Source organism: Delftia lacustris (assembly GCF_040267515.1).
Classification (GTDB): Bacteria; Pseudomonadota; Gammaproteobacteria; order Burkholderiales; family Burkholderiaceae_C; genus Comamonas; species Comamonas tsuruhatensis.
Map to the genome: position 1 here is coordinate 1,079,610 of NZ_CP141274.1, position 26,309 is coordinate 1,105,918.

Annotated in this window: 18 protein-coding genes; 6 read left to right on the forward strand and 12 right to left on the reverse strand. The window is 69.4% G+C overall.

From position 1 onward, the window contains the following. Positions 1-512: 512 nt before the first annotated feature. Both U6958_RS06410 and U6958_RS06415 read right to left on the reverse strand, forming a co-directional pair. Positions 513-1,700, reverse strand: coding sequence for an IS481 family transposase (locus U6958_RS06410; protein ID WP_012202818.1), 1,188 nt, complete (start codon positions 1,698-1,700; stop codon positions 513-515). 230 nt (positions 1,701-1,930) lie between these two features. Next, positions 1,931-3,841 (reverse strand): bifunctional UDP-sugar hydrolase/5'-nucleotidase, encoded by a 1,911-nt coding sequence (locus U6958_RS06415; protein WP_074921554.1) that lies wholly within the window; start codon positions 3,839-3,841, stop codon positions 1,931-1,933. Positions 3,842-3,990: 149 nt separating this feature from the next. Here U6958_RS06415 and U6958_RS06420 point away from each other — a divergent pair, with 149 nt between their 5' ends. After that, positions 3,991-6,510 carry a heavy metal translocating P-type ATPase gene (locus tag U6958_RS06420; protein WP_074921553.1) on the forward strand — a complete coding sequence of 840 codons (2,520 nt, stop codon included), beginning with the start codon at positions 3,991-3,993 and terminating at the stop codon, positions 6,508-6,510. A gap of 13 nt (positions 6,511-6,523) precedes the next feature. Here the strand turns inward: U6958_RS06420 and U6958_RS06425 are convergent, their stop codons facing one another. The 3 genes from U6958_RS06425 to U6958_RS06435 form a co-directional block, all read right to left on the reverse strand. Beyond that, a complete protein-coding gene (locus U6958_RS06425) occupies positions 6,524-7,228 on the reverse strand; it encodes a riboflavin synthase (RefSeq protein ID WP_012207520.1) in 705 nt (234 codons plus the stop codon). Positions 7,229-7,328: 100 nt separating this feature from the next. Further along, positions 7,329-8,204, reverse strand: a complete 876-nt coding sequence (locus U6958_RS06430; protein WP_026062924.1) for a hypothetical protein — start codon at positions 8,202-8,204, stop codon at positions 7,329-7,331. 155 nt (positions 8,205-8,359) lie between these two features. Next, complete coding sequence (locus U6958_RS06435) at positions 8,360-8,509, reverse strand: hypothetical protein (RefSeq protein ID WP_164474686.1); 150 nt, start codon at positions 8,507-8,509, stop codon at positions 8,360-8,362. A 196-nt stretch (positions 8,510-8,705) separates the two neighbouring features. On the opposite strand from U6958_RS06435, the gene U6958_RS06440 reads away from it, so the two are divergent. From U6958_RS06440 to U6958_RS06450, 3 genes are read left to right on the forward strand one after another with little or no spacing between them, the layout of a single operon-like run. After that, positions 8,706-9,377, forward strand: a complete 672-nt coding sequence (locus tag U6958_RS06440) for a DUF2760 domain-containing protein (protein ID WP_074921552.1) — start codon at positions 8,706-8,708, stop codon at positions 9,375-9,377. Between the two features lie 2 nt (positions 9,378-9,379). Beyond that, the gene (locus U6958_RS06445) at positions 9,380-11,245 is read left to right on the forward strand and encodes an Hsp70 family protein (RefSeq protein WP_046241631.1); all 1,866 of its coding nucleotides are present in this window, start codon (positions 9,380-9,382) and stop codon (positions 11,243-11,245) included. 58 nt (positions 11,246-11,303) lie between these two features. Beyond that, positions 11,304-14,156 carry an Hsp70 family protein gene (locus tag U6958_RS06450; RefSeq protein WP_208607050.1) on the forward strand — a complete coding sequence of 951 codons (2,853 nt, stop codon included), beginning with the start codon at positions 11,304-11,306 and terminating at the stop codon, positions 14,154-14,156. A gap of 81 nt (positions 14,157-14,237) precedes the next feature. Here the strand turns inward: U6958_RS06450 and U6958_RS06455 are convergent, their stop codons facing one another. Continuing rightward, entirely contained in the window at positions 14,238-16,190 is a 1,953-nt protein-coding gene (locus U6958_RS06455) for a trypsin-like serine protease (RefSeq protein ID WP_074921550.1), read from the reverse strand. A gap of 203 nt (positions 16,191-16,393) precedes the next feature. Between U6958_RS06455 and U6958_RS06460 the strand changes: the two genes are divergently transcribed. Further along, positions 16,394-17,836 (forward strand): NAD-dependent succinate-semialdehyde dehydrogenase, encoded by a 1,443-nt coding sequence (locus U6958_RS06460; RefSeq protein WP_074921549.1) that lies wholly within the window; start codon positions 16,394-16,396, stop codon positions 17,834-17,836. Between the two features lie 44 nt (positions 17,837-17,880). Here U6958_RS06460 and U6958_RS06465 read toward each other — a convergent pair whose 3' ends face one another. From U6958_RS06465 to U6958_RS06480, 4 genes are all read right to left on the reverse strand, one after another. Beyond that, positions 17,881-18,402 carry a GNAT family N-acetyltransferase gene (locus tag U6958_RS06465; RefSeq protein WP_047218881.1) on the reverse strand — a complete coding sequence of 174 codons (522 nt, stop codon included), beginning with the start codon at positions 18,400-18,402 and terminating at the stop codon, positions 17,881-17,883. Positions 18,403-18,493: 91 nt separating this feature from the next. Beyond that, positions 18,494-20,479, reverse strand: coding sequence for an FUSC family protein (locus U6958_RS06470; protein WP_074921548.1), 1,986 nt, complete (start codon positions 20,477-20,479; stop codon positions 18,494-18,496). Continuing rightward, positions 20,476-20,937 (reverse strand): MarR family winged helix-turn-helix transcriptional regulator, encoded by a 462-nt coding sequence (locus tag U6958_RS06475; protein WP_074921547.1) that lies wholly within the window; start codon positions 20,935-20,937, stop codon positions 20,476-20,478. Before U6958_RS06475 ends, U6958_RS06470 begins: the two co-directional genes overlap by 4 nt. A 157-nt stretch (positions 20,938-21,094) precedes the next feature. Then, complete coding sequence (locus U6958_RS06480; protein WP_026062025.1) at positions 21,095-22,177, reverse strand: YeiH family protein; 1,083 nt, start codon at positions 22,175-22,177, stop codon at positions 21,095-21,097. A 132-nt stretch (positions 22,178-22,309) separates the two neighbouring features. On the opposite strand from U6958_RS06480, the gene U6958_RS06485 reads away from it, so the two are divergent. After that, positions 22,310-23,215, forward strand: a complete 906-nt coding sequence (locus tag U6958_RS06485) for a LysR family transcriptional regulator (protein WP_074921546.1) — start codon at positions 22,310-22,312, stop codon at positions 23,213-23,215. Between the two features lie 7 nt (positions 23,216-23,222). On the opposite strand, the gene U6958_RS06490 is transcribed toward U6958_RS06485, so the two are convergent. Beyond that, positions 23,223-23,705: a CreA family protein gene (locus U6958_RS06490; RefSeq protein ID WP_016448750.1), complete on the reverse strand. Its 483-nt coding sequence runs from the start codon at positions 23,703-23,705 to the stop codon at positions 23,223-23,225. Position 23,706: 1 nt separating this feature from the next. Next, positions 23,707-26,280: a cyanophycin synthetase gene (gene cphA / locus U6958_RS06495; protein WP_074921545.1), complete on the reverse strand. Its 2,574-nt coding sequence runs from the start codon at positions 26,278-26,280 to the stop codon at positions 23,707-23,709. Positions 26,281-26,309: the final 29 nt, after the last annotated feature.

Genomic DNA, 26,309 nt, shown 5'->3' on the forward strand with positions numbered 1-26,309 from the left:
GGATGCGGGGTGCGCCGTGAAACTCGTTGCGCGCTGCGCGCTTCACTCAAACATCACGGCGAGTCAGATGACGAAGCAGCCCTGTCCTTCGGCAGGGCTGCCACCCCGCATCCCGCCCAACGCAGGCGTGGGCAGAAGGGGGGAGGCTGGGGGGAGCCAACAGCCAACAGCCAACAGCCAACAGCCAACAGCCAACAGCCAACAGCCAACAGCCAACAGCCGGCGCCATCGCTCCGCTCGGCTTCAAACCAGGGGCCGAGCGAAGCGAAGGCCCTTACCAACTCCCCGTATGTCCGCGCCTGCGGCGTGGTGGTTGCGGGGTTGCAGTCCTGCCGAAGGACAGGACTGCTTCGTGATCTGACTCGCTGCGGTTGTTTGAGCGGCGCGCGAAGCGCAAAGCGAGTTCCGCAGCGAACCCCGCAACCGCCACGACGCAGGTTGCCCCGCAGCGAAGCGGAGGGGTCGCGGACATCCGGGTCTGTACGTGTCAAGGACATGGGTAACAACTCAGCTCACAGACATGGGTAACACTTCAAGCTCACATAGTCCTTCTGCGGTCCTCGCACATCCTCTTCGTTGAAGCAGCCCAGTCGCACCGGCCCCAGATACACATCCCACTGGCCAGCGGCCACCTCCTGCATCCCGATCCACTGCCCCGCCAGCAGGTAGCCTATGTAGACCCGCAGCGCTCGCCAGTAGATCAAGCCGTTGTGGCTGACCCGAACCCTTTCCCAATGCTTCGGGTACTGCAGCTCGGGTAGCTTTGAGGGGTATGGCCTGGTCGAGTCGCTGTAATGCTGGGCCGGCATGCTTTGCTGCAAGGCCTCATGCGGGCGCTGCTGGTTGTAGTGCTCCACAAAGGCATCGAGCTGCATCTGCAATGCCGCTTTGTCCGCCGCAGGCTCTTTGCCCAGGGCATGCTTGAGCGTGCGGTGCATCCGCTCGTGGCGACCGTTTTGCTGTGGCTTGCCCCTCTCGATGCGCTCCGGCCTGATGCCCAGCCTTATCCACCATATCGCCAGGCGTGACAGGCCCGCCACGCCAGTAGTCGCGAACGGCGGACCGTTGTCACTGCGTATGCGCTCGGGCAGTCCGTATTGCCGAAACACCTGTTCGAAGCTGCGTTTGGCATCCTCGTAGTTGGGGCTGTCGTAGACATGCACGGCCAGCAAATAACGGCTGGCGTGGTCCATGATGGTCAATGGATAGCACCAGTGACCATCGGCTGTCTTGAACTGGCCTTTGTAGTCTGCACTCCACACCCCATTGGGCTGCTTGCTCGTTCGCAAGGGCTGGGCCGTAGGCACCGAGCGTCTGCGTACACGCCTGCTGCAAACAAGCCCCTCAGCCTTCAGCACGTTGTAGATGGTGGTTTTGCTGGGTGTCTCCTGTGGGCCCCAGCGCTGCAGGAGCAAAGCGTGCAGCTTCTTGGGCCCCATCTGTGACCTTTGCTGCGTGCGCAGCTCAATGATGGCCCGGCGCTGTGCATAGCTGATCGCCTGATTGTTCCCGTGGGGCCTGCGACTGCGTTCTTGCAATCCATCCATGCCCAGTTGGCGGTAACGCTCAACCCACTTGTAGGCCGTCTTGCGGCTGATGCCGTAGCGCCTGCACAGCTCGCTCAGCGGCGCACCACCGCGCAGGTGGTCGGCTATGAAGAGCAGTTTCTCGTCCATGGGTGCGCACTCCTTCCAGGGCATGGTGATCGCTCCTTGGCTGCTGTTGGCTCCAGCTGCCAAGCTTGGATCTGTTACCCATGTCCTTGTACTGATGTGTCACCTATGAGTGTGAGTCGTACCGGTCGACTTTTCTTGGCCTACCTTCTTTTGGCGAAGCAAAAGAAGGTAGGTCGGCCGCCGGGCCGAGACCCGGCCTCGAAAAACAACCCCCGGCAGGGAACAAAACAGATCCCTGAACCCATCAGGAAGACTCAGCGCCCACCCTGAAAACTACGCGTACTGTACAGATCCGTCGCCAGCCGCGACAGCAGCGGCAGACCAGACACCGCATCCACCGGCTGCCTCTCGATGTAGTTGAAGAACACATCGGAATCGAGCACGCCAATGTCCAGACGGCGCGCATCAGGCACGGCCGCCAGCGTCTTGTAGCCATCGCCACCCGTGGCATTGAAGCTCAGCACGAACAGCTTGTATGTGCGCGCGGTATCCAGCGGCTTCCACGTCTTGCTCGCGTTGTCATACACCTCAATGCCCGACACGCGCTGGCCGGCCGCCGCTGCCGCATTCACGTCAAAGCGCAGGCCGCCCGTGTAGGGGTAGGGGCCGGTCGTGCCGCTGGGGCCGTAGACGGCCTGCAGGCCGTCCTCGAGCATGCCCTTGACTTCCGTGCCGGTGATGTCGAGGCGGAACAGCTTGTTGCCGAAGGGCAGGACCTGGATGACCTGGGCGGCCGTGACCTGGCCCAGCAGCGGGATGCGCACGCCGCCGCCGCTTTGCAGGGTGATGTCGGCGCCGCCGTAGTGGCGGTTGGCTTCTTCCAGGTAGGCCTGGGCCACGAGCTGCTGGATGTCGCCGCCGCGCACGCTGACGCTGCCTTCGGCATTGCAGGCTGCGCTGGACTGGCTGTAGTTCATGGTGCCGACGCCGCCGGGCACGCGGCGCGAGCACAGTTCCCGGGGCACGGTGGCGACCTGCTTGAGGTTGAACTGGGCAACCTTGTCCTTGAAGGGCTGCAGCGCGGCCGTGGCCTTGGCCGAGGGCGTGGTCACGCGCAGCACGCCGGTGGCGGCGGCACTGGCCTTGAGCGCGGTCTTTTGCGCATCGGTGGCTGCCTTGCCGGCGATGGTGAAGCTGTCGCCGATCAGCACATGGGGCGTGCCCGTGCACTGGGTGACGCGGCCGTCGGCGTCGAACTGGACCTTGAGGTCGCCGACGACCTGGGCGTACTCCCAGGCCTGGACCACGCAGACGGGGCTGCCGTCCCTGTCGGTCAGGCGTGTGGGGTAGGCGCCGCCCGGTGTGCCCACGCCGGTGGTGTTGAGCACGTCGGGGCCGAGCAGGGTGTGCGAGTCGCCGCCCACGACCACGTCCACGCCGCTGAGCTTGGGCACGATCTGGCGGTCGTACTCATAGCCCACATGGCTCATGACGATGATCTTGTTGATGCCCTTGGCGCGCAGCGCGTCGATTTCGCGCTGGGCTGCGGTGGCCTCGTCCTCGAAGGTGGTGTCGGTATCGGGGCTGGACGATGCCTTGGTTTTGCCCGCAATGGTCAGGCCGACGATGCCGATCTTCTGGCCGCCTCGCTCCACCACGGTGGAGGGGTTCACATAGCCGGGCGCCTTGGCCGCGTTCAGGGCCGAGTTGGCGCCAAAGCGCACGTTGGCGCTGAGCACGGGCGTCTTGCAGGTGCCGGCGCGCAGGCGGTCCAGGAAGGACTTGAGGCCGCTGTCGCCCTTGTCGAACTCGTGGTTGCCCAGCGTGAAGGCGTCAAAGCAGACGGTGTTCATGAGGGCGGCATCGGCCTCGCCGTCGGCGCCTGCGCGATTGAAGTACAGCGTGCCGGTGAGCGCGTCGCCGGCGTGCAGCTTGAGCACGTTGGGCGACTGCGCGGCCAGCTCCTCGATGGCCTGGGTCACGCGCGCAAAGCCTGCGGCGTCCACGGCCACGGCTTCGGCCTTGCCCGTGCCGGCGTCCAGCTGCAGGGTCTTGCTCTTGGACTCCAGCGTGGAGTGGTGGTCGTTGATGTGCAGAATGCGCAGCTCCAGCGGCTGGCCTGCGGGCGTGTCGTTGCCGGAGCCGCCGCAACCGGCGATCAGGGCGGAGGCAGCCAGGGCCACGGCCAGCGGGCGCAGGGCGGGGCGATGGGAGGTCAAGGACATGAACGGGTTCTCTCTGTATCGGTTTGTCACGGCCGCCGATGCTGGGCAAGGCAGATGACATGGCGATGAAAGCGCCCTGCAGGGGGCTTGACCTTGACATGGTGGCAATCTCTAAAGTGCCTCCAATGCGAGAACAAAGGAGTCAGGCAATGAATGCATCGACCAAGGCCGGCATGGCCATAGACCTGCCCGTTCAGGGCATGACCTGCGCCTCCTGCGTGGGGCGTGTGGAGCGCGCGCTCAAGAAGCTGCCGGGCGTGCAGGAAGCCGTGGTCAACCTGGCCACCGAAAAGGCCAGCATCCGCTTCGAGGGCGCGGCCGATCTGCCCGCCGCCATTGCAGCCATCGAGAAGGCCGGCTACGAAGTGCCCCAGTCCAGCGTGGAACTGGAAGTGGAGGGCATGACCTGCGCCTCCTGCGTGGGCCGCGTGGAGCGTGCGCTGAAAAAGGTGGAAGGCGTGCAATCGGCCAGCGTGAACCTGGCCACCGAGCGTGCAGTGGTGACGCTGGCTGGCAGTGCAGATGTGGCGGCCCTTGTGGCAGCTGTGCACAAGGCCGGGTACGAAGCGCGTCCGCTGGGCGCCAGCGCGAACCCGGCCAGTGAAGGCGGCGCAGCGCAGTCGCCGGCCGAAGACGGCACGGAGCAGCGCCAGGCGCGCGAGCGGGCCTCGCTCAAGCGCTCGCTGATCGTGGCCACGGTGTTCGCGCTGCCGGTGTTCGTGCTGGAGATGGGCGGCCACATGGTGCCGGCCTTCCACCACTGGGTGGGGCAGGCCATCGGCACCCAGAACAGCTGGTATCTGCAGTGCCTGCTGTCGGCCATCGTGCTGTTCGGGCCGGGCCTGCGCTTTTTCCAGAAAGGCATTCCCGCGCTGCTGCGCGGCGCGCCCGACATGAATTCGCTGGTGGCCGTGGGCACCTCGGCGGCCTTTGCCTATTCGCTGGTGGCCACCTTCGTGCCGCAGTGGCTGCCGGCCGGCACGGTGAATGTGTATTACGAGGCGGCGGCCGTGATCGTGGCGCTGATCCTGCTGGGCCGCTTCATGGAGGCGCGCGCCAAGGGCAATACCTCCGAAGCCATCCGCCGCCTGGTGCGACTGCAGGCCAAGACGGCGCGCGTGCGCAAGGACGGCGCCGTGCAGGAGGTGGACATCGCCGCCGTGCGTGCGGGCGACACCATCGAGGTGCGGCCCGGCGAGCGCATTCCCGTCGATGGCGAGGTCATCGAGGGCAGCAGCTTCGTCGATGAATCCATGATCAGCGGCGAGCCCGTGCCGGTCGAGAAAACCCCGGGTGCCGAACTGGTCGGCGGCACGGTGAACCAGAACGGCGCGCTGGCCTTTCGCGCCACCAAGGTGGGCGCGGACACGCTGCTGGCGCAGATCATCCGCATGGTCGAGCAGGCCCAGGGCTCCAAGCTGCCCATACAGGCGCTGGTGGACCAGGTCACCATGTGGTTCGTGCCGGCCGTGATGGCCGTGGCCCTGCTGACCTTCGGCGCCTGGCTGGCCTGGGGGCCGTCGCCCGCACTGAGCTTTGCGCTGGTCAATGCCGTGGCCGTGCTCATCATCGCCTGCCCCTGCGCCATGGGCCTGGCCACGCCCACTTCCATCATGGTGGGCACGGGCCGGGCCGCGCAGATGGGCGTGCTGCTGCGCAAGGGCGAGGCGCTGCAGACCTTGAAAGACGCCCGCGTGGTGGCCGTGGACAAGACGGGCACGCTGACGCGCGGCCGCCCCGAGCTGACCGACCTGGTACTGGCCCCCGGCTTCGAGGGCGAGCGCAGCCGCGTGCTGGCGCTGGTGGCGGCCGTGGAGGACCGCTCCGAGCACCCGATTGCGCGCGCCATCGTGGATGCTGCCAAGGCCGAGGATCTGCCGCTGGGCGCCGTGGATCGCTTTGAATCGGTGACAGGCTTTGGCGTGCGCGCCCAGGTGGACGGCGTGCGCGTGGAGATCGGTGCCGACCGCTTCATGCGCGAATTGGGCCTGCAGGTGGACACGCTGGCAGACGAGGCCGCGCGCCTGGGCGACGAAGGCAAGACGCCTCTGTATGCCGCGGTGGACGGACGCCTGGCCGCCATGATCGCCGTGGCCGATCCCATCAAGGACAGCACGCCGGCCGCCATTGCCGCGCTGCACGCCTTGGGCCTGAAGGTGGCCATGATCACCGGAGACAACCGCCGCACGGCCGAGGCCATTGCGCGCCAGCTGGGCATCGACGAGGTGGTGGCCGAGGTGCTGCCCGGCGGCAAGGTCGATGCCGTCAAGCGCCTGAAGGCCGAGCATGGCACGCTGGCCTATGTGGGCGACGGCATCAACGACGCGCCGGCCCTGGCCGAGGCCGATGTGGGCCTGGCCATCGGCACGGGCACGGACATCGCCATCGAGGCGGCCGACGTGGTGCTGATGTCGGGCGACCTGGGCAGCGTGCCCAATGCGATTGCGCTGTCCAAGGCCACCATGGCCAACATCCGCCAGAACCTGTTCTGGGCCTTTGCCTACAACGTGGCCCTGATCCCCGTGGCCGCTGGCCTGCTGTACCCCGTCAACGGCACGCTGCTGTCGCCCGTGTTCGCGGCCGGGGCCATGGCGCTGTCCAGCGTCTTCGTGCTCAGCAACGCGCTGCGCCTGCGGCGTTTCAGTCCGCCGCTGGCGGCGGGGCGTTGAACGACGAAGGCAGTCAGCCGGGCAGCTTGGGGACGTCTATGAAGTCGTCCAGGCTCAGGCCTTTTTCTTTCAGCAGGGCCTCGAGCACGGGCTGCAGGCGGCCCAGGCTTTGCTGCACGGTCTCGCGCACCGTGTCCACCACGACCTGGGTGCTGCGGTCAATCTCCACATTGAGCAGGTCGCCCACGCCCTTGGACTCGAACACGGTCATGCGGCGCGTCTCGGGGATCAGCCAGACCTCGAACCAGCCGGCCTGGCGGTCCACCTCGGACACCGTGAGGCTGGCGCCGTTGATGGCGATGTAGCCCTTGGCGAACACGTAGTGGCGAAAGCCCTCGGGAATGCCGAAGCGGATGCGGTGGTTGGTGTCGCTGGAGGCCACTTCCAGCACGGGCGAGGTGAAGTCCACGTGGCCCGACAGCGGATGGCCGCCGATCTCGGCGCCGTCCTTTGCCGCGCGCTCCACATTGACGCGCCCGCCCACGGCATAGCCGCCCAGCGTGGTGATGTTCAGGCTTTGCAGCATCACATCGAACGTGGCGCGCGTGGGCGAGAGGATCTCGGTCACCGTCAGGCACACGCCGTCGGTGGAGACGCTGGCGCCGATGGCCAGGTCCTGGCAGAAGCCTTCGGGAAAGTCGAGGGTGAAGGTGCGCAGGCCGTTCTGGTCGCGCAGCGCGGCAATGCTTGCCACGGCCTGGATGATGCCGGTGAACACGATGTGGGATTCCTTGGAGCCGCCCGGTCGGCGGCGAAGCGGGTATTTTGCATCGCGGCGCTGCGCTGCGGGGGCGCAGGCCGGCGTGTCCCTGCGGGCATCAGGCCGGTGCCGCTGCCTCTTCCCACCAGCCGCTGAGCAGGGCTGGCGGCCGCTGCGCCGCATGCACCCAGGCACAGGACGGCCAGGCATCCTGCTGCACGTTCATGCCCGCATAGATGCCGTAGCCGGGGCCGGCCGCGATCTCGCCTTCGGCATGCAGGGTCTCGCCCGCGCGGATGCTGCAGGCCGCACGGATGTCGCCCAGCGCGCGCATGCCCCAGTCCACCTCGATGTGGCTGCCGCCTTCCACGTCGGCGCCAGCGTACAGGCCGTGGCCCAGCTCGATCAGGCCGCTGGCGCGGATGCTGCCGCCCGCGCGCAGGCCCTTGCCGCAGCGGATGGCGCCCTGCACCTCGATGTCCTGGCCGGCCTGGGCCCCTCCGCCCAGGCGCAGGTCGGCGCCGCAGCGCAGCTCCCAGCCGGCGCGCACGTCTTCGGCGCGCAGTTCCTCGTGCACGTCCACGCTCCAGGCGGCCTTGACCAGGCCGCCGGCCTGCAGCGGGCCGCTGCAGAAGATGGCGCCGCCGCTGTGCAGGTCCTGGCCGGCCTCGATGCGGCCCGCGTGGATGCCGGCGCCGGCCTGCAGCGTGCGGCCCACGGCCAGCAGGCCGGGCACGCGCAGCTCGCCATGCACGACGACGCTGCCCGAGAACACCAGGGCATCGGCCTCCAGGTGATCGACCTCCAGCACGGCGTCGGTGGGGCCGAACTGGTTCATGAGCCAGCGCGCATCCTCGACGCGGCCATCGCCCACCAGGGCGTCGAGCACGCGCTGGTAGTCGTTGCCGTCATGGCGGTTGCGCACGAACCAGCGAAAGCCCGCCGCGCAGGGGCTTTTGGCACGCAGAAAGTTTTGGGAGAGTTCCATGTCCATCATCGGCTCCGGGGTCAAGGCGGCTGCGCCATGCGGCGGCGCGGCCGAAAAGGCGTGCAGGCCAGGGAGATGCGGGGCGTGGGCCGGCAGCTCCTGGCATGCGCTTCGCATGCGGATTCGCTGCGGGGGCCGTGCGGGAAGCTGGGGGGTGGGCCTCAGGCTTTCCGCACGGCGGCGGAAAGCAGGGCCGTGAAGCCGCACAGGCTGATGAAGGCCGTGGGCACGCCGTGCACGCGCTGCGGCCGCTGCGCGCGCAAGGCGGTGCAGCGGGTCGGGGCGTGGCGGAAAAGGCGTGTAGGGGCCATGGACAGGGGGATGAGGAGCCGCGATTATGCCGCGAGGCCATTTGCGCACGGGGGCATGGGGCCGTGTACAGGACGGGGCTTCGTTGCTTTGGGTAACATCACGGACCCTGCGGGCGCCCGGTGGAGGACCACCGGCGCCCGGTTGCCCTGCTGCGCGGCGATCGGCCCGGCAGGGTCCTCTCGCCAAGAGAAGCCCATGAATTCCAAGACTCCCCCCTCGTTCCTGAGCCGCATCGCCATCGCGATCGGCAGTTTCTTCGCCATCCTCGGCAACGGCCGCCTGGCCGCCGATGTGTCCCGCCTGCGCGACGGCGAGCCGCTGGCCGCCGACGTGCCGCCGCCCGCACCCAAGGAGGTGCGCGTGGAGGTGCCCGTGGACCGGATCGTCGAGGTCCGCGTCGAGGTGCCTGTCGAGAAGGTGGTCGAGAAAGTGGTTGAAAAGCGTGTCGAGGTGCCGGTCGAAAAGACCGTCGTGGAGCCGGCCGCACCCGCTGGCACCGCCGCCCTGCAGCTGCTGGGCCTGCTGCAGCGCGAGGCGCGCTTCGTGGACTTCGTGCAGGAAGACGTGGCCGGCTATGCCGACGCCGAGATCGGCGCCGCAGCGCGCGTGGTGCACGAAGGCTGCCGCAAGGTGCTGCGCGAGCATTTCAGCATCGCCCCCGTGCGTGCCGAGGCCGAAGGCAGCCGCGTCACGCTGGCCGCAGGCTTTGATGCCGCCGCCGTGCGCCTGACGGGCAACGTGGTCGGCCAGGCACCCTTCACGGGCACGCTGGGCCACCGTGGCTGGCGCGTGGACGATGTCCGCCTGCCCCAGCTCACCGATCACAAGGCTGCCGCCATCGTGGCCCAGGCCGAGGTGGAGCTGTGAGCATGGACCAGTCCCGTCAATCCTCCCAGGCGCGCTACAGCATCGGCATCGACCTGGGCACCACGCATTGCGCGCTCTCCTATGTGGACCGCCAGGCCAGCGATGGCGAGAAGGTGGTGCAGGGCGTGCTGGACATTCCCCAGCTCACCGGCCCCTCCAGCGTGGAGGCACGCCCGCTGCTGCCGTCCTTCCTCTACCTGCCGCATGAAAGCGAGCTGACTGCGGCCGACATGGCCCTGCCCTGGGGCGCCAGCCAGGACTTCGTGGTGGGCGAGTTCGCGCGATCGCGCGGCGCGGCCACGCCGATACGGCTGGTCTCCAGCGCCAAGAGCTGGCTGTGCCATCCGGGCGTGGACCGCCGCTCGCCCCTGCTGCCGGCCGATGCGCCCGAGGAGGTGCACCGCGTCTCGCCGCTGACCGCCTCCATCCGCTACCTGTCGCACCTGCGCTGGGCCTGGGAACAGGCCCATCCCGAGGCGCCGTTCGACGCCCAGGACGTGACGGTGACCATTCCCGCCTCGTTCGACCCGGCCGCGCGCGAGCTGACGGCCGAGGCCTGCCGCGCCGCGGGCTTCCAGAGGCTCACGCTGCTGGAGGAACCCCAGGCTGCGCTGTACAGCTGGATCCAGGCCAGCGGCGGCCAGTGGCGCAAGCAGGTACAAAGCGGCGAGATCATCCTCGTCGTGGACGTGGGCGGCGGCACCACCGACCTGTCGCTGATTGCCGTGCTGGAAAAGGACGGCGGCCTGGAGCTGCAGCGCGTGGCCGTGGGCGAGCACATCCTGCTGGGCGGCGACAACATGGACCTGGCCCTGGCCTACGGCGTGGCCCGCAAGCTGGCCCAGGAGGGCAAGCAGCTCGACGCCTGGCAGACCCGCGCCCTGGCCCATGGCTGCCGCCAGGCCAAGGAGCAACTGCTGGCCGACGCCTCGCTGCAGTCCGTGCCCGTGGTCGTGCCCAGCCGGGGCAGCAAGCTCATCGGCGGCAGCATCCGCACCGAGGTCACGCGTGACGAGGTGCTGCAGATGCTGGTGGAAGGCTTCTTCCCGCGAGCAGCCGTCTCCGACAAGCCCCAGACCCGCGCGCGCGCCGCGCTGACCCAGCTGGGCCTGCCGTATGCGCAGGACGCGGCCGTCACGCGCCACCTGGCGGCCTTCCTCTCGCGCCAGGCCGGTGCCACCGAGCAGATCGAAGGCCTCCAGGGCACGCAGCCCGAGGGCGCGTCCTTCCTGCATCCCTCGGCCATCCTGTTCAACGGCGGCGTGCTCAAGGCGCCGCAGATCGAGCAGCGCATCCTGGAAGTCGTCAACGGCTGGCTGGCCGGCGAAGGCGCGCAACCCGCGCGCCTGCTGGACGGCGCCAACCTCGACCTGGCCGTGGCGCGCGGCGCCGCCTACTTCGGCCATGTGGCGGCTGCGGGCCGTGGCGTGCGCATCCGTGGCGGCACGGCGCAGAGCTATTACGTGGGCGTGGAAAGCAACATGCCCGCCATCCCCGGCATGGAGCCGCCCATCTCGGCCCTGTGCCTGGCGCCCTTCGGCATGGAAGAGGGCACCGAGGTGGCGCTGGACACGCAGGAATTCGGCCTGGTCGTGGGCGAGCCCGTGCGCCTGCGCTTCTTCGGTTCCTCCGTGCGCCGCGCCGACCAGGTCGGCACCGTGCTGGACTTCTGGGGACCCGAGGAACTGGTCGAGCTGCAGGAAATCGAGGCCCACCTGCCCGCCGAAGGCCGTGCGCCCGGCGAGATCGTGCCCGTCACCCTGCATGCGCGCGTGACCGACATCGGCACGCTGGAACTCAACGCCGTGCCCGTGGGTGGTGACGAACGCTGGAAGGTGGAGTTCGACGTGCGGGCCGATGTAGCGTAGCCCGCCCCGGCGGCAGGCCCGGTCCGGGCCGCGCACCGTGCCCTGTATGACTGCCGATATGCCTGATACTGCCGCCCCCGCCTCCGCCACCCCCTTCGCTCCCGACGCCGCCCACATCGTGGGCATCGACCTGGGCACCAGCCACACCGTGGTGGCGCATGTGCCCGTGGGCGGCACGGCGGCCGACATCGCCTTGCTGCCCGTGGCGCAGCGTGTCTCGGCTGGCGAGGTCGCTGCCCAGGTGCTGCTGCCTTCTGCGCGCTACCAGGCGGCGCCCGGCGAACTAGGCGATGCCTGGCAGCAGCCCTGGGCGGCACTGGGCGCCGATGCGCAAGCGCCCGCTGTCAATGGCCGCTGGGCGCGTGATCTGGGCGCGGCCGTGCCGTCGCGCCTGGTGGCCAGTGCCAAGAGCTGGCTGTCGCACGCGGGCGTGGACCGCACGGCGGCCATCCTGCCCTGGGGCGCGCCCGAAGAGGTGGCCCGGCTGTCGCCGCTGCAGGCCTCGGCCAGTTACCTGGACCATGTCCGGCAGGCCTGGGACCGCACGCACCCCGGCGCGCCGCTGAGGGACCAGCTGGTCGTGCTGACCGTGCCGGCCTCATTCGACGAAGGCGCGCGCGCACTGACGCTGGAGGCCGCGCGGCTGGCCGGCCTGCCTGCGGTGCAATTGCTGGAGGAACCCAAGGCCGCCTTCCACGACTGGCTGGTGCTGCAGGGCGAACGCCTGGCGGCCGAGCTGGCGCACTGCCGCCTGGTGCTGGTGGTGGATGTGGGCGGCGGCACTACCGACCTGACCCTGATCCGCGTGCAGCCCGCTGAAGCTGGAGGCCTGCCCGTGCTGACACGCACGGCCGTGGGCGAGCACCTGATGCTGGGCGGCGACAACATGGACCTGGCGCTGGCCCATCGGCTGGAGCCGCAGTTCGCCCCGCCCGGCGAGCGTCTGCCCGCCGCACGCTTCGCCCAACTGGTGCAGCGCTGCCGCATGGCCAAGGAACAGTTGCTGGCCGACGATGCGCCCGAGTCCGTGGCCGTGACCCTGCTGGGCGGCGGATCGAAGCTGCTGGCGCAGACGCGCACGGCCACGCTGCGCCGCGACGAGGTGCGCGAGGCCGTGGTCGAAGGCTTCATGCCGCTGGCCGGCCTGCAGGATCTGCCCACCCGGCGCCAGGGCGCTTTGCGCGGCCTGGGGCTACCCTATCCTGCCGATGCGGCGATCACACGGCACCTGGCGCAGTTCCTCGCGCAGCACGCGGCTGGGGAGTTGCCCGATGCGGTCCTGCTCAATGGCGGCGTCTTCCACGCCCATGCGCTGGCCCAGCGGCTGGTGGCGCAGCTGCAGGCCTGGCGCGGCCAGCCGCTGCGCCTGCTGCACAACCCGCATCCCGACTGGGCCGTTGCACGCGGCGCAGCGGCGCATGGCCTGGTCATGCATGTCCAGAGCCGTCCGTCTGAGGATCTGCCGGAATCGGAAGATGCCCGGACTGTGCCCGCCCCGGTACCGCGCATCGGCGGTGGCTCGCCGCGCAGCTACTGGCTGGTCCTGCCCGAGAAGGCGGGTGCCGCACCACAGGGCATCTGCCTGCTGCCGCGCGGCACGGAGGAGGGCGTGCGCATCGTGCTCTCCGGCCGGCGCTTTGCGTTGCGCCTGGGCCAGGCCGTGCGCTTTTCGCTGGTGGCCAACAGCCTGGCGGCGGCGCCTGCGCAGGCCGGCCGTATCGCGGCGCTCGACGGCGAGGGCTGGGTCGAGCTGCCCGCCCTGTCCACCGTGCTGCCCGCGCCCGAAGGCCGGGACAAGGCCCAGGTCGAAGTGCAACTGCAGGCCTGCATGACCGAGGTCGGCACGCTGGAGGTGCGCTGCGTGGCCGCCGACGATGCGCAGCGCCAGTGGCTGCTGCCGTTCAGCGTGCGTGGTGCGCTGGCCGCAGATGCGCAGGACACCGGCGATCGTTCTGCCCGGCAGGGCCGGCTGGCGGACGCCGTGGCCCTGATCGAGCGCATCTTCGGCAGCCAGGCCCAGGAGGTGACGGCCAAGGAGGTCCGCCAGCTGCGCCAGTCGCTGGAGCGACGGCTGGGCCCGCGCGAGGACTGGGACCTGCCGCTGCTGCGCGCACTGTTCGACGCCCTGCTGGCCCGCGCCAGGCGCCGCCGCCGCACGGCCGAGCACGAGCGCGTCTGGCTGAACCTGGCAGGCTGGTGCCTGCGACCCGGCGTGGGCGCCGAGCTGGACGGCTGGCGCATGCAGCAGGTCTGGCAACTGCATGGCCAGGGCCTGGGCCATGGCGGTGAGGCGGCCAACCGCACCGAATGGTGGGTGTTCTGGCGCCGCGTGGCCGCGGGCCTGGACGAGGCCCGGCAGATGGAGCTGCTGGAAGAGGTTGCCGGCCACATGCAAAAGGCCGTGCAGCAGTCCACGCAGCGCAGCCAGGGCAAGTCCGCCCATGGCAGCTACGACGACATGCTGCGCCTGTTCGCCGCCATGGAAGCTGTGCCCTGGCAGTACCGCCAGGAAATGGGCCAGTGGATGCTGCAGCGGCTGAAGCACCCCGGTGAATCCGTGCAGACCTGGTGGGCCATAGGCCGGCTGGCCGCGCGCATGCCGCTGGCGGCCAACGCCCACCGCGTCATGCCGCCCGAGGCTGCGCAGGAGTTCCTGGACGCCACCCTGGCCCAGGACTGGCGCCGCAATGAAACCGCCATGTTCGCCGCCGTGCAGATGGCCCGCATGACGGGCGACCGTGCGCTGGACCTGTCCGATGCCCAGCGCGCCCTGGTGCTGGAGCGGTTGCGCGGCGCCGGTGCACCGCAGCGCTGGATCGACCTGGTGGAACAGGTCCAGCAGATGGACGCCCAGGATGCGAAGCGCAGCTTTGGGGATAGCCTGCCCCCGGGGCTGGTGCTGGTGGGGTGAGGGCTGTTGCCCAAGAAGAAGGCCCCGCAGTGCGGGGCCTTCTTTTTGGGGAGGCACTGCAGCAAGTGCAGTGCGCTGTGCTTACTGCGAGTTCCAGACGTAGTAGGCGACACCTTCGTACTTGAAAACGGGATAGCTGGCGATCACGAAATCGCGTTCAGCCGCGTTGGCCGTGTAGAAGTGCGTGCCTGTCTGCACGTTGAAGAAGCGGAACATGGGCACGGTGCCATTGCCGGCGGCCGTCTGGGCATACCAGGACGTGCCCTCGCTCTTGAAGCTGGGATAGGTTGCGAGCACGTAGTCACGTTCAGGCTGGCTGATGGTGAAGAAGTGTGCGCCGGAGGCCGTATTGAAGAAACGGAACACCGGGTCCAGGCCCTGCTGCGGCTGGGTGGACGCATAGAAGGCCACGTTCTCGTACTGGAAGGCCGGGTAGGTGGCCACCACATAGTCGCGCTCGGAGGCGCTGGCGGTATAGAAGTGAGCGCCGGTCTGGCGGTTGAAGAAGCGGTAGATGGCGGTGCGGGCCTGTCCGGTGCCGGTGTCCACGCCGCCCGTGCCCGTGTCTGCAGCAAGCCACTTCTGCACATTGGGGAAGAGCAGGTCAAAGCGCCCATAGATCGAGTTGCCACCCGTGCGCGAACAGGTCTGGTCGTCGCCGCCGTAGAGCGTGCCGACCAGCAGGCCATTCAGGAACAGGCCCGAACCGCTGCTGCCCGGCTGCGTCAGGCCCTGGTCCCAATTCACGCTGAGGTAGCCGCCATCGCGGTACCGGCAGGTCATGGTGGCATCGCTGGAGGGTTCGCAGGCCAAGGAGCGGTCATAGGTGCCGAAGCTGATCTTCTGCAGGTCGCCACGCGGGTGGTGTATGCCTACCACCTTGGCGCCACTGGTCAGGGCCTGGGTGGACCAGCCGGCAAAGACGGCGCCTGCAGGGGCGGCTTCGTTGAGCCGCAGCAAGCTGCCGTCATAGGTGGCGGTGGCGTACAGCAGGGTGGCGCCGTTGCGCAGCGTGCGCGAGGCCGACGACAGCGTGCGGCTGTTGCACGAGGGCGTGCGATAGAACCACGAAGTCTCCAGCGTGGAGGCCACGGTCTGGGTGCTGATGCAATGGTTGGCCGTGAGGAAGTAGGGCGTTCCGGAGCCTGCCTTGTCGTTGATCAGCGTGCCCGAGCACACATAGCCCTGGCCATTCTGGACATAGAACATGCGCGCCACGGCGTTGCGCTGCGCGCTGTAGGCGTCATAGCAGGTGGAGTCCAGGTGGCATGACAGGGACTCGTTGAGCTGGGCCGAGAACACGTTCTCGCCCTCCAACGGCAGCGACAGGTTCTCGTACACGTGCATGACGCGCGGAATGGCCAGTCGCAGCGCATCGGCAGGCGTGCCGGGCGGCAGGTCGATCTCCAGGGTGACCTCGTCGCCGCCGCTGTCGGGAGTCCACCAGGTGCGGCCGTCGGCGCTGGCATCGCCTGCGTCCTTGTTGGCCTGCAGCAATTGGAGCACGCGCTGGCCCGAAATTTCATAGGCGCCGGCGCGGTCGCCCTGGGCATAGATGCGCAGCAGGGCGCTGCCGGGCAACTGCTCGATTTCCACACCCAGGCGAATGCCGTAGGCACCTTCGGAGCGCACGCTGACTGCGGCAATCAGCCCGCCGTCGGCCGAGGTCTGCCATTGCAGTTGCCCGCCCAGGGCCTGGGTGGTGGCGGTCTGGCTGCTGGGGCGCTGTGCGCCCACCTGCAGGGCGCCGCCCACAGTGGCCGAGGCGGCTCGCACATCCTTCCAGGTGCCCAGTTCCACGCGCAGCGGCGTGGGGGTGACGGCTGCGGGGGAAGACATGCTGCGCGAAGCCAGGAACTCCCGAGGCGTGTCCTGCGGCTGGACGCGCGAGTCCACGCTCATGCGGGGGATGAACTGAGGCACATCTGTGGCGCCCTCCTGCCCCCATGCCAGCCCCAGGCTGCCGGCCAGGGCGAGCGCCAGCGCGACGCTGCGCAAACCCCTGCGCGCAGTGGTGTCGAAAAGATCGGTCATGAGCTCCCTCTCAACGGATTGGTGGATATTGCGAAACCCGGGCATTTTAGGTGTTGTGTGCGTGACAGCCCGGTGACGGCAGGGCCGTCCGGCGCTTCCTAGAATGGTCGCTGCGCTGCAGCGGCAGCCGGGTGCGGACACTGCGAGCGCCGTGCCTGCCCCACACATCTGCCCCCTGTCATCTACCAAGGATCTGATCCAGCATGAGCCACTCCTACTCCGACACCCAACTCCTGATCGACGGCCAATGGCAGGACGCCGCCAGCGGCAGGAGGATTCCCGTGCGCAATCCGGCCAGCGGCGAGGTCATCGGCCATGTGGCCCATGCCGACGTGGCCGACCTGGACCGTGCGCTGGCCGCCGCTCAGCGCGGCTTCGAGACCTGGCGCAAGGTCTCCGCCCATGAGCGCGGAGCCGCCATGCGCCGTGCCGCAGCCCTGCTCAAGGACCGGGCCGACGAGATCGCCGCCCTGCTGACGCAGGAGCAGGGCAAGCCGCTGGCCGAGGCCAAGGGCGAGATCCTGGCCGGCGTGGGCATCATCGAATGGTTTGCCGACGAGGCGCTGCGCGTGTATGGCCGCATCGTGCCCTCGCGCCGTCCCGAGGTGCAGCAGCTGGTGATCAAGGAGCCCGTGGGTCCCGTGGCCGCCTTCACGCCCTGGAACTTCCCCGTCAACCAGATCGTGCGCAAGATCGGCGCGGCGCTGGCCACAGGCTGCTCCTTCCTGTGCAAGGCGCCCGAGGAAACGCCGGCCGCGCCTGCCGCCCTGTTCAAGTGCTTTGTCGATGCCGGCGTGCCCGCCGGGGTGGTGGGCCTGGTGTTCGGCGATCCGGCCCAGATTTCCTCCTACCTGATCGCCCATCCCGTGATCCGCAAGGTCACGTTCACGGGTTCCACGCCCGTGGGCAAGCAGCTGGCGGCGCTGGCCGGCCAGCACATGAAGCGCTCGACCATGGAGCTGGGCGGCCACGCGCCGGTCATCGTGGCCGAGGATGCCGACGTGGCGCTGGCCGTCAAGGCGGCGGGTGCGGCCAAGTTCCGCAATGCAGGCCAGGTCTGTATCTCGCCCACGCGCTTTCTGGTGCACAACAGCGTGCGCGAGGAGTTCACACGCGCCATGGTGGCGCATGCCGAAGGCCTCAAGGTCGGCGATGGCCTGGTGCAGGGCACGCAGATGGGCCCGCTGGCCAATCCGCGCCGCGTCACCGCACTGGCCCATTTCATCGAGGACGCGCAAAAGCAGGGCGCCAAGCTGCTCACGGGCGGCGGCTCCCTGGGCGACAAGGGCAACTACTTTGCACCCACGGTGCTGGGCGATGTGCCGCTGAGCGCCGAGATCTTCAACCAGGAGCCTTTCGGCCCCGTGGCTGCCATCCGTGGCTTCGACGATCTGGGCGATGCCATCGCCGAGGCCAACCGCCTGTCCTATGGCCTGGCCGCCTATGCGTTCACGCGCTCCATCAAGACCGCTCACCAGCTGGCGCAGCAGGTCGAGGCCGGCATGCTGTGGATCAACCAGCCGGCCGTGGCCTCGGCCGAGATGCCGTTCGGCGGCATCAAGGACTCGGGCTACGGCTCCGAAGGCGGACCCGAGGCGCTGGAGGCCTACCTGGTCTCCAAGGCCGTGTCCATTGCCGCCGTGTGATCATGGCCGGCTGAACGATGAACGGCCCCTGAGGGGGCCGTTTTTCATGGGTGCGGCTTGCGCGCGGGAATGCGGTAGATGACGGCCGCGTACTTGGGCCGCTGCTGCTGCTCCACGACGACTCCGCCCAATCCTTCGGCGATGCGCCGGCTGGCCGTGTTGGCCTCGGCCACCGGGTAGCTGAAGGACTGCGGGGCGAAGGTTTCCGCGGCCCAGGCGGCCAGGGCGGCAACGGCCTCGCGGCCATGGCCCTGGCCATGCGCGTCCTCGCGTATCCAGATGCCGAGTTCGGGCTCGGCATCGCGCGCGCGGTGCAGGCCCAGCAGGCCGGTGAATCGGCCTGACGCGCGCTCGCGCAGCGTGAAGTTGAAGTCCGTGCCGGCTGCGATCTCCCGCAGCCATCCGCGCCAGACCGCCTCGAAATCGGCAGGCGCCGATGGCGGCTCGAACGACAGGTAGCGCGTCAACGTGGGCGTGATGCAGGCAAAGGCCTCATCGGCATCGGCGGCAGTGAAGGGGCGCAGCGCCAGGCGCTGTGAGGTGATGGTGGTGTCGCTCCACGTCATGGATGCTTTCCTCGCAACAGGGGGACAGGGAGCGTGGGGCGCTGCCGGCCTGGGCTGGCCTTAGCCGTTCATTCTGGCATGGGTCCGTGATTCAGCCGGCGTTGCGGAAGAAGGCTTCGTGCTGCGCGATCTCGTGCGCGGCATGGCGCAGCTGGCGGGCCTGGTCGGGGTGGCGTTCGGCCACGCGCTGCGCCAGCGCGCGCAAAAGCGGCGGGCACTGGCCGGGCGCCTGTTGCAGCCGCTGCAGGCGCAGCAGCGCGGCGCGCACGGCGCGGGCCGTGCCGTCGCCCAGGGCCGCTTCCCCGGACAGCTGGTGCAGCGCCTGGATGGCGCGGCCCACATGCAGGGCGGCCAGGCCGCACTCGGCCGCCTGCGCACCCAGCTGCCCTCCGGCCTGCTCCGACATGCGCACCAGGCGCAGCAGCCGGTGGTACAGGCGGGCACGCCAGATGCGGCCATCGCGCGCATGGCCGGGCGTGGCGGCCATGTCCTGCAGCTCGTGGACCATCATGGAGCGCAGGCCCTGCAGCCGTCCCTGCAGGGTGACCGGCAGGATGAATCGGTAGGCAGCCCAGCCGGCCAGCGGCCCGGACACCACCGCCAGCCCCAGGGCCAGCGCATGGCCGAAGCTGGCCGTCTGCGGGTAGTGGGGCTGCAGCAGGAGCAGCAGCACCATGTTGCAGTCATAGCCCGAGAGCGCGGTGCGCTGGTGCGAGAACAGCAGTGCGCCCACGAAGACGAAGGGCAGCATCAGCCACACCAGGCCCGCCTGGCTGCTGGCGAACGGCCAGACCAGCCACTGGCAGGCCAGGGCCACCAGCACGCCCATGGCCTGGCCCAGGGTCACATGGCGCATGGTGGCCGACGGGTTCTCGAAGCACGAGAACACGGTCAGCATGATGGACATGCCCAGCAGCATGTAGGCGCCGCCGCTCCAGCCCGAGGCCACCCACAGCAGGCCCACGATGGCGATGGCCGCGCTGGCACGCAGCATGGCGCGGCGCGCGCCCAGCCAATCGCTGTGCAGCACCACGGGCCATTGGCGGGCGCGGTGGCCGGGCGGCAGGGCCACGTCATGGGTGGCGGCCAGGTGGGCCTGCAGCGCAAAGCCCATCGGGGCCAGCATGTCGGCTGCGCCGGGCCAGGCCACAGCGGCCTCGCGTGCGCGTGCCAGGGCCGCCGCGGCCTCGTGCAACTGCACGCGCGTCTCCAGCGCCACGGCGGCTTCGCGCAGCGCCTGCGCGGCGGCCAGGGCCTGCGCCTCGCCAAAGGCCGCAGGCGGCTCCTGCGACGGTGCATCGCGCAGCCACAGCAGGGCCGAGATCTGGGCATTCATGAGCCGGCGCAGCGCGTGCACGGCTTCGCGCGAGCGCTGCGAACCGGCGGCGTGCGGGTCCAGCCCCTCCTCGATCACCGCCATGGCCAGCAGGCGGGCGGCGATCTCCTGCGAGCCCAGTGACGAACGGCCGCGCGCCTGCAGGCTGTCGGCCAGATCGCGCAGCAGCCGGGCAAACAGCTGGCGTACCTCGGCATTGCCGGGAATGCCGCTGCCCTTGGGCGTGAACAGCCAGCCCACGAGCAAGGCTGCGAACACGCCGGTCAGCGCGGTGAACAGCCGGTCCCAGCCCAGCGCGAAGACCTGCTCGGGATGGGCGAAGTCCAGCAGCGCCACCATGGCTGCCGAATAGCCGGCCAGCATGGTGCCGTAGGCCACGAAGCTGCGCTGCAGATTGCCCACGCCCGCACACAGGCCCAGCCAGACGGCCAGGCCCAGCACCAGCCACAGCAGATTGCCCTGGGCCAGCAGCACCAGGCCCACGCCCACGGCCGTGCCGGCCACGGTGCCTGCGACCCGGAAAAAGCTTTTCTCGACCAGTTGCCCGCGCAGCGGCTGGGATGCGGCCCAGGTGGCCATGGCGGCCCACTGCGGATGCTCCAGCCCCAGCTGCCAGGCGGCCAGCAAGGCCAGGCAGGCGGCAAAGGCCGTGCGCAGGTGCTGGCGCAGGCGCACGGGGTCGAAACCCCAGCGGGCCGAGGCCTGGAGCAGGCGGCCATAGGCATCGTGGAGGGCGCTCATGGCGCGCCTTCCGTGCGCAGCGCGCCCATGCGCGCCTGGATCTTGGCCATGCCGGCCAGCATGGCCTCGACCTCGGCATCATTCAGGTCCTGCAGCATGGCCAGCTCGGCCTGCAGCATGGTGGCGCGCACGCGATCCACGGCGCCGTTGCCTTCATCGGTCAGGAAGATGCGCTTGCTGCGCCGGTCACCGGGGTCGGCGCGGCGCTCCACCCATCCGTGGCCTTCCAGAATGTCGAGCAGGCGCACCAGGCTGGAGCCGTCCAGGCCCACACGCTCGGCCAGTTCCTTTTGCGTGACGCCATCGCCCCAGGCACGCAGGTGGATCAGCGGCGCCCAGGTGGCGTCGGTCAGGCCGTCGGCCAGCAGTTGTTCCTCGACCTGGCGGCGCCACTGGCGTACCAGGGTGACCATGAGAAAGCCGAGACGGGCGCGGGGAGGGGCAGAGGCAAAGGACATGCCTCGATTATCTTTGTAGTTCAATTAATTTGTATTGCAAATTAATTGTGCCTGCATTTGATTTAAGGGTATTCCCTTGCTCTGGAAGGCAGTCCGTCCATGAAAAAGGCCCTGCGAGACGATGGCTCGCAGGGCCGGTCGATGGATGCTGGCAGCTTCAGAGCAGGCCGGGCACCCAGCGGTTGAAGAGCAGGCCCGCTACCAGCAGCCATGCGAAAAGCAAGGCGGCCAGCAGCAGGGGCTTCGTGCCTGCGGCACGCACGGCGCGGACATGGGTGGTCAGGCCCAGGGCCGCCATGGCCACGGCCAGCAGCGCGTTGTCCAGCTGCACGCCCACCTGTACCACGGCAGCGGGCAGCACGCCCAGCGAGTTCACGCCGGCCATGGCGACGAAGCCCAGCGCGAACCAGGGAATGGTGATGCGGCGCGGCTGGCCGTCGCTCATCTGGCTGCTGCGGTTGCCGCGCGCCACCGCCATGGACAGCAGCAGCAGGAAGGGGGCGAGCATCATCACGCGCACCATCTTGGAGATCACCGCCACGTCGGCGGCTTCGGGCGCAATGGCTTCGCCGGCGGCCACGACCTGGGCCACCTCGTGCACGGTGGAGCCCACGTACAGCCCGTACTGCGCGGGCGACATGTCCAGCCAGCCGTGGGCGGCGTTCCAGTGGAACAGCGCGGGGTAGAGGAAGGTGCCCACGGTGCCGAAGACCACCACGGTGGCCACTGCCACGGCCACGTCCTCGGCACGTCCCTTGATCACGGGTTCGGTGGCCAGCACGGCAGCGGCGCCGCAGATGGAGCTGCCCGCGCCGATCAGCACCGTGGTGCGCGCATCCAGCCCGAAGACGCGGCGGCCCAGCCACTGCGCCAGCAAGAAGGTGCTGCCCAGCACCAGGGCATCGACCACCACGCCGGCCATGCCCACATGGCCTATGTCCTGGAAGGTCAGCCGCAGGCCGTAGAGCACGATGCCCGCGCGCAGCAGGCGCTGCTTGGCCAGGCCCACGCCGGCATGGCAGCTGGGCGCCAGGCGCGGATAGACGGTGTTGCCGATGACCAAGCCGATGCAGATGGCCAGCGTGAGCGCGCTCAGGCCCGAGCCGGCCAGCAGGGGCTGGCGTGCGCCCCAGGTGGCGGCTGCGGCAATGGCGCCGGCCAGCAGCAGGCCGGGCGCAAGCTCGGTCAAATGGCGAAGCCAGCCAGGGAGGGAGGAGCGTGGGAGGGAAGTGGTGTTCATGGTGCCTGCGCGCCGCGTCAGGAGCGCGGTGCATGGGAGGCACTTTAGATTTCTTGGCTATATTCGTATAACGAATAGTTTTTGTAGCATCAACCGGGGAAGCAGGTTGATGCCTCGTCCAGACTGCACGCCATGCTGCACCTCACCCTGCGCCAACTTGAAATCTTCTGCGCCGTTGCCCAGGCCGGCTCCACCGTGGCGGCGGCCGATGCCGTGGCCCTGTCGCAGTCGGCCACCAGCGCCGCGCTGCAGCAGCTGGAGCAGGCCATGGGTGCCCAGCTGTTCGAGCGCGTGGGCCGGCGGCTGGCGCTCAACGATGCGGGGCGCGCCCTGCTGCCCGAGGCGCTGGCGCTGCTGGAGCAGGCCAGGGGCATAGAGCAGGCGTTTTCGGTGCGGGCCGCCAGCCTGCCCGTGCGTCTGCGCGTGGCGGCCAGCACCACCATAGGCACCTATGCGCTGCCGGCCGTGCTCGCGCACCTGGCGCGCAGCCATCCGCACCTGAGCGTGGACCTGCAGATCGCCAACACGCGCGAGGTGGGCCAGGCCGTGGAATCGCTGGATGTGGACCTGGGCCTGATCGAGGGCACCAGCCACTGGCCCGGGCTGGAGGTCGAGCCCTGGATGCGCGACGAACTCGTCATCGTGGCCGCAGCACAGGACCCGCTGTTGCAGGCTGCCGGCCAGCGCCCGCTGGGCGTGGCGGCGCTGCGCGGTGCGCGCTGGCTGCTGCGCGAGCCGGGCTCGGGCACGCGCGAGATGGTGGAGCATGCCTTGCTGCCGCATCTGCACCAGTTGCCGGCCGCGGCCACGCTGGGCAGTTCGGAGGCGATTGCGCGCTGCGTGGCGCAGGGCCTGGGCGTCAGCTGCCTGTCGCGCGTGCTGGTGCAGGCCCTGGTCGCCTCGGGAGAGCTGGCCGTGCTGCCGACCACGCTGCCGCGCATGTGGCGCGATTTCTCGCTGGTGCAGCGGGCAGGCAAGCGCCGCTCGCCGGCGCTGGCGGCCTTCGTGCAGGCCTGCAGGTCCCAGGCGCAGGAATGAGCCCAGGCTACTTTTGCAGCGGTATCGGCGTGTTGCGCGGCACGGGCACGGCCGTGACGCTGTTCTGCGGCGAGCCTTCGATCACGCGGTCCGAGTAGGTCATGTAGACCAGGGTGTTGCGCTGCGCATCGACCATGCGCACCACGCGCAGGCGCTTGAACAGCAGCGAGATGCGTTCGGTAAACACCTCGTCCTGCTGCTTGAGCGGCGCAGGGATCTGGATGGGTCCGGTCTGCACGCAGCTGATCGAGGCTTCGGCGCGGTCCTCGGCCAGGCCCAGCCCGCCCTTGATGCCGCCGGTCTTGGCGCGCGAGACATAGCAGGTCACGCCCGCCACCTTGGGATCGTCATAGGCATCGACCACGATCTTGTGGTCCGGGCCTATGAACTTGAACACCGTGTCCACCGCGCCCACCTGCTCGGCGCGCGCACCGCAGGCGCCCAGCAGCAGCGTGGCCAGAGCGGCCGTGAGCAAGGCGCGGCCGTTCATGTCAGGCCTCACCCGCCACATGGCGGCGCAGGTGTTCGAGGGCTTCCTCGACCTGGTCCACCAGCACCAGGCACAGGTCGCCGGGCGTCAGCCGCGCCAGCGCGTGGTCGATGGCGTTGAACTCGCCCTGGATCTGGGTCACGTAGCCGGTGCGCGGTGCGCCTTGCAGGCCTTGCTGCAGCAGGGCCAGGACTTCACCGTCGGCGCGGCCGCGCTGGCAGGCATCCTGGTAGAGGATGACGTCGTCGAAGGCCTTGCCCAGGATCTGTGTCTGCTCGGTGATGTCCTGGTCGCGGCGGTCGCCCGCGCCGCTGATGACCACGCTGCGGCGCTGGGCCGGCATGGCATCCACGGCCTGCACCAGGGCGCGGATGGCGTCGGGGTTGTGGCCGTAGTCGGCGATCAGCGTGGCGCCACGGTAGTCCATGACGTTGAAGCGTCCGGGGGCGTTGTCGCTGTCGTTGACGAAGCCGGCCAGCCCGCGGCGGATGGTCTGCCACGGCAGGCCCACGCCCCAGGCGGCGGCGATGGCGGCCATGACGTTCTCCACCTGGAAGGTGATGGTGCCGTTGCGCGTGATGGGGATCTCGCGCAGGGCGATGGTCTCGCGCCACGAGCTTTCGGCCGCGACGATGCTGTCGCCGTCCACGTAGACCACGCGGTTGCCCTGGGCGCGGTGCGTGGCCATCACGGGGTGGTGGCGGTCGGCCGCGAAATAGATGACCTTGCCCGGCGAGGTGGAGGCCATGGCCGCCACCAGCGGGTCGGCGGCGTTGAGCACGGCATAGCCGTCGGCGGCCACGTTCTGCACGATGACGCGCTTGAGCACGGCCACGTCTTCCACCGTGGTGATGTAGTTCAGGCCCAGGTGGTCGCCCGCGCCCACGTTGGTGACCACGGCCACCTGGCAGCGGTCGAAGCCCAGCCCTTCGCGCAGGATGCCGCCGCGCGCGCATTCGAGCACGGCCGCATCGGTCTCGGGGTGGGCCAGGGCGTTGCGCGCGCTGCGCGGGCCCGAGCAGTCGCCGCTGTCGATCTGGCGGCCGTTGACGTAGACGCCGTCGGTATTGGTCATGGCCGTGCGCCAGCCATGCGAGGTGAACAGGTGGGCGATCAGGCGCGTGGTCGTGGTCTTGCCATTGGTGCCGGTGATGGCCACCAGCGGGATGCGGCCATCCTGGCCGGGTGCGAACAGCTCATCGACCATGGGCACGCCCACGTTGCGGGGCTTGCCGAAGGACGGCGCCAGGTGCATGCGCAGGCCCGGCGCGGCGTTGACTTCGACGATGCCGCCGTTTTGCTCCTCCAGCGGGCGCAGCATGGTCTCGCAGACCACGTCCACGCCGCAGATGTGCAGGCCGATGGTCTGGGCGGCCTCGACGGCGCGCGCGGCGATGTCGGGGTGCACGTCGTCCGTCACATCGGTGGCGCTGCCGCCCGTGGACAGGTTGGCGTTGTTGCGCAGCACCACGCGCTGGCCCTGGGCCGGCACGGATTCGGGCGTGAGGCCTTCGGTGGCGATGCGCGCGATGGCGATGTCGTCCAGGCGGATCTTGGTCAGCGCCGTGCCGTGGCCCGAGCCGCGGCGCGGGTCCTGGTTGACCAGCTCGACCAGTTCGCGGATGGTGTGCTGGCCGTCGCCCAGCACCTGGGGCGGCTCGCGGCGCGCAGCGGCCACCAGCTGGCCGCCGACCACCAGCAGGCGGAAGTCATGGCCGGGAAGGAAGCGTTCGACCATGATGTCGTCGCCGAATTCCGAGGCGGTGGCGAAGGCGGCCTTGAGCTGCTCGTGCGTGGTGATGTTGACCACCACGCCCTTGCCCTGGTTGCCGTCCTGGGGCTTGACCACCACGGGCAGTCCCACTTCCTGGGCCACGAGCCAGGCTTCTTCCACGTCCTTGACGGGGCGGCCCAGCGGCACGGGCACGCCGGCGGCGTGCAGCAGGCGCTTGGTCAGGTCCTTGTCCTGGGCGATGGATTCGGCCACGGCGCTGGTCTGGTCCAGCTCTGCGGCCTGGATGCGGCGGGCCTTGGAGCCCCAGCCCAGTTGCACCAGCGAGCCCGAGGTCAGGCGGCGGATGGGAATGCCGCGCGCCACGGCCGCATCGACGATGGAGCCTGTGGAGGGGCCGATGCGCTCGTCCTCGTCGAGTTCACGCAGCTCGGCCACCACCTTGTCGGCGTCGAAGGGCGTGTCGGCCAGTGCCGACTGCAGCAGCGCACCGGCCTGTTCCATGGCCAGGCGGCCCACGGATTCCTCGGTGTACTCCACCACCACCTGGTAGGTGCCGGCTTCCACGGTCTCGTGCGTGCGGCTGAAGGTCACGGGGCAGCCGGCCTGGGCCTGCAGCGACAGGGCCGCCACTTCCAGCACATGGGCCAGCGACAGGCGCTGGTCGGCACCGTGCGGCTGCAGCGTGCCGATCTTGGGAAAGCGTGCGCGCAGCCGGTCCTCGAACCCTGCCAGGGCCGAGTAGTCACAGTCGCCGGGCTCGCATTGCACGATGGCTTCGATGGCGGTGCTGCGGGTCCAGAGATTGGGGCCGCGCAGGGCTCGGATGCGGGTGATCTGCATAGTGTCTTCTTTCGGAGGGCAGGCCCGCG

Bases quoted from the DNA above. Each gene is read 5' to 3' on its own strand.
- U6958_RS06410 (WP_012202818.1), bottom strand. From the start codon at position 1,700: ATGCCCTGGAAGGAGTGCGCACCCATGGACGAGAAACTGCTCTTCATA.
- U6958_RS06415 (WP_074921554.1), bottom strand. From the start codon at position 3,841: ATGTCCTTGACCTCCCATCGCCCCGCCCTGCGCCCGCTGGCCGTGGCC.
- U6958_RS06420 (WP_074921553.1), top strand. From the start codon at position 3,991: ATGAATGCATCGACCAAGGCCGGCATGGCCATAGACCTGCCCGTTCAG.
- U6958_RS06430 (WP_026062924.1), bottom strand. From the start codon at position 8,204: ATGGACATGGAACTCTCCCAAAACTTTCTGCGTGCCAAAAGCCCCTGC.
- U6958_RS06435 (WP_164474686.1), bottom strand. From the start codon at position 8,509: ATGGCCCCTACACGCCTTTTCCGCCACGCCCCGACCCGCTGCACCGCC.
- U6958_RS06440 (WP_074921552.1), top strand. From the start codon at position 8,706: ATGAATTCCAAGACTCCCCCCTCGTTCCTGAGCCGCATCGCCATCGCG.
- U6958_RS06445 (WP_046241631.1), top strand. From the start codon at position 9,380: ATGGACCAGTCCCGTCAATCCTCCCAGGCGCGCTACAGCATCGGCATC.
- U6958_RS06450 (WP_208607050.1), top strand. From the start codon at position 11,304: ATGCCTGATACTGCCGCCCCCGCCTCCGCCACCCCCTTCGCTCCCGAC.
- U6958_RS06455 (WP_074921550.1), bottom strand. From the start codon at position 16,190: ATGACCGATCTTTTCGACACCACTGCGCGCAGGGGTTTGCGCAGCGTC.
- U6958_RS06460 (WP_074921549.1), top strand. From the start codon at position 16,394: ATGAGCCACTCCTACTCCGACACCCAACTCCTGATCGACGGCCAATGG.
- U6958_RS06465 (WP_047218881.1), bottom strand. From the start codon at position 18,402: ATGACGTGGAGCGACACCACCATCACCTCACAGCGCCTGGCGCTGCGC.
- U6958_RS06470 (WP_074921548.1), bottom strand. From the start codon at position 20,479: ATGAGCGCCCTCCACGATGCCTATGGCCGCCTGCTCCAGGCCTCGGCC.
- U6958_RS06475 (WP_074921547.1), bottom strand. From the start codon at position 20,937: ATGTCCTTTGCCTCTGCCCCTCCCCGCGCCCGTCTCGGCTTTCTCATG.
- U6958_RS06480 (WP_026062025.1), bottom strand. From the start codon at position 22,177: ATGAACACCACTTCCCTCCCACGCTCCTCCCTCCCTGGCTGGCTTCGC.
- U6958_RS06485 (WP_074921546.1), top strand. From the start codon at position 22,310: ATGCTGCACCTCACCCTGCGCCAACTTGAAATCTTCTGCGCCGTTGCC.
- U6958_RS06490 (WP_016448750.1), bottom strand. From the start codon at position 23,705: ATGAACGGCCGCGCCTTGCTCACGGCCGCTCTGGCCACGCTGCTGCTG.
- cphA (WP_074921545.1), bottom strand. From the start codon at position 26,280: ATGCAGATCACCCGCATCCGAGCCCTGCGCGGCCCCAATCTCTGGACC.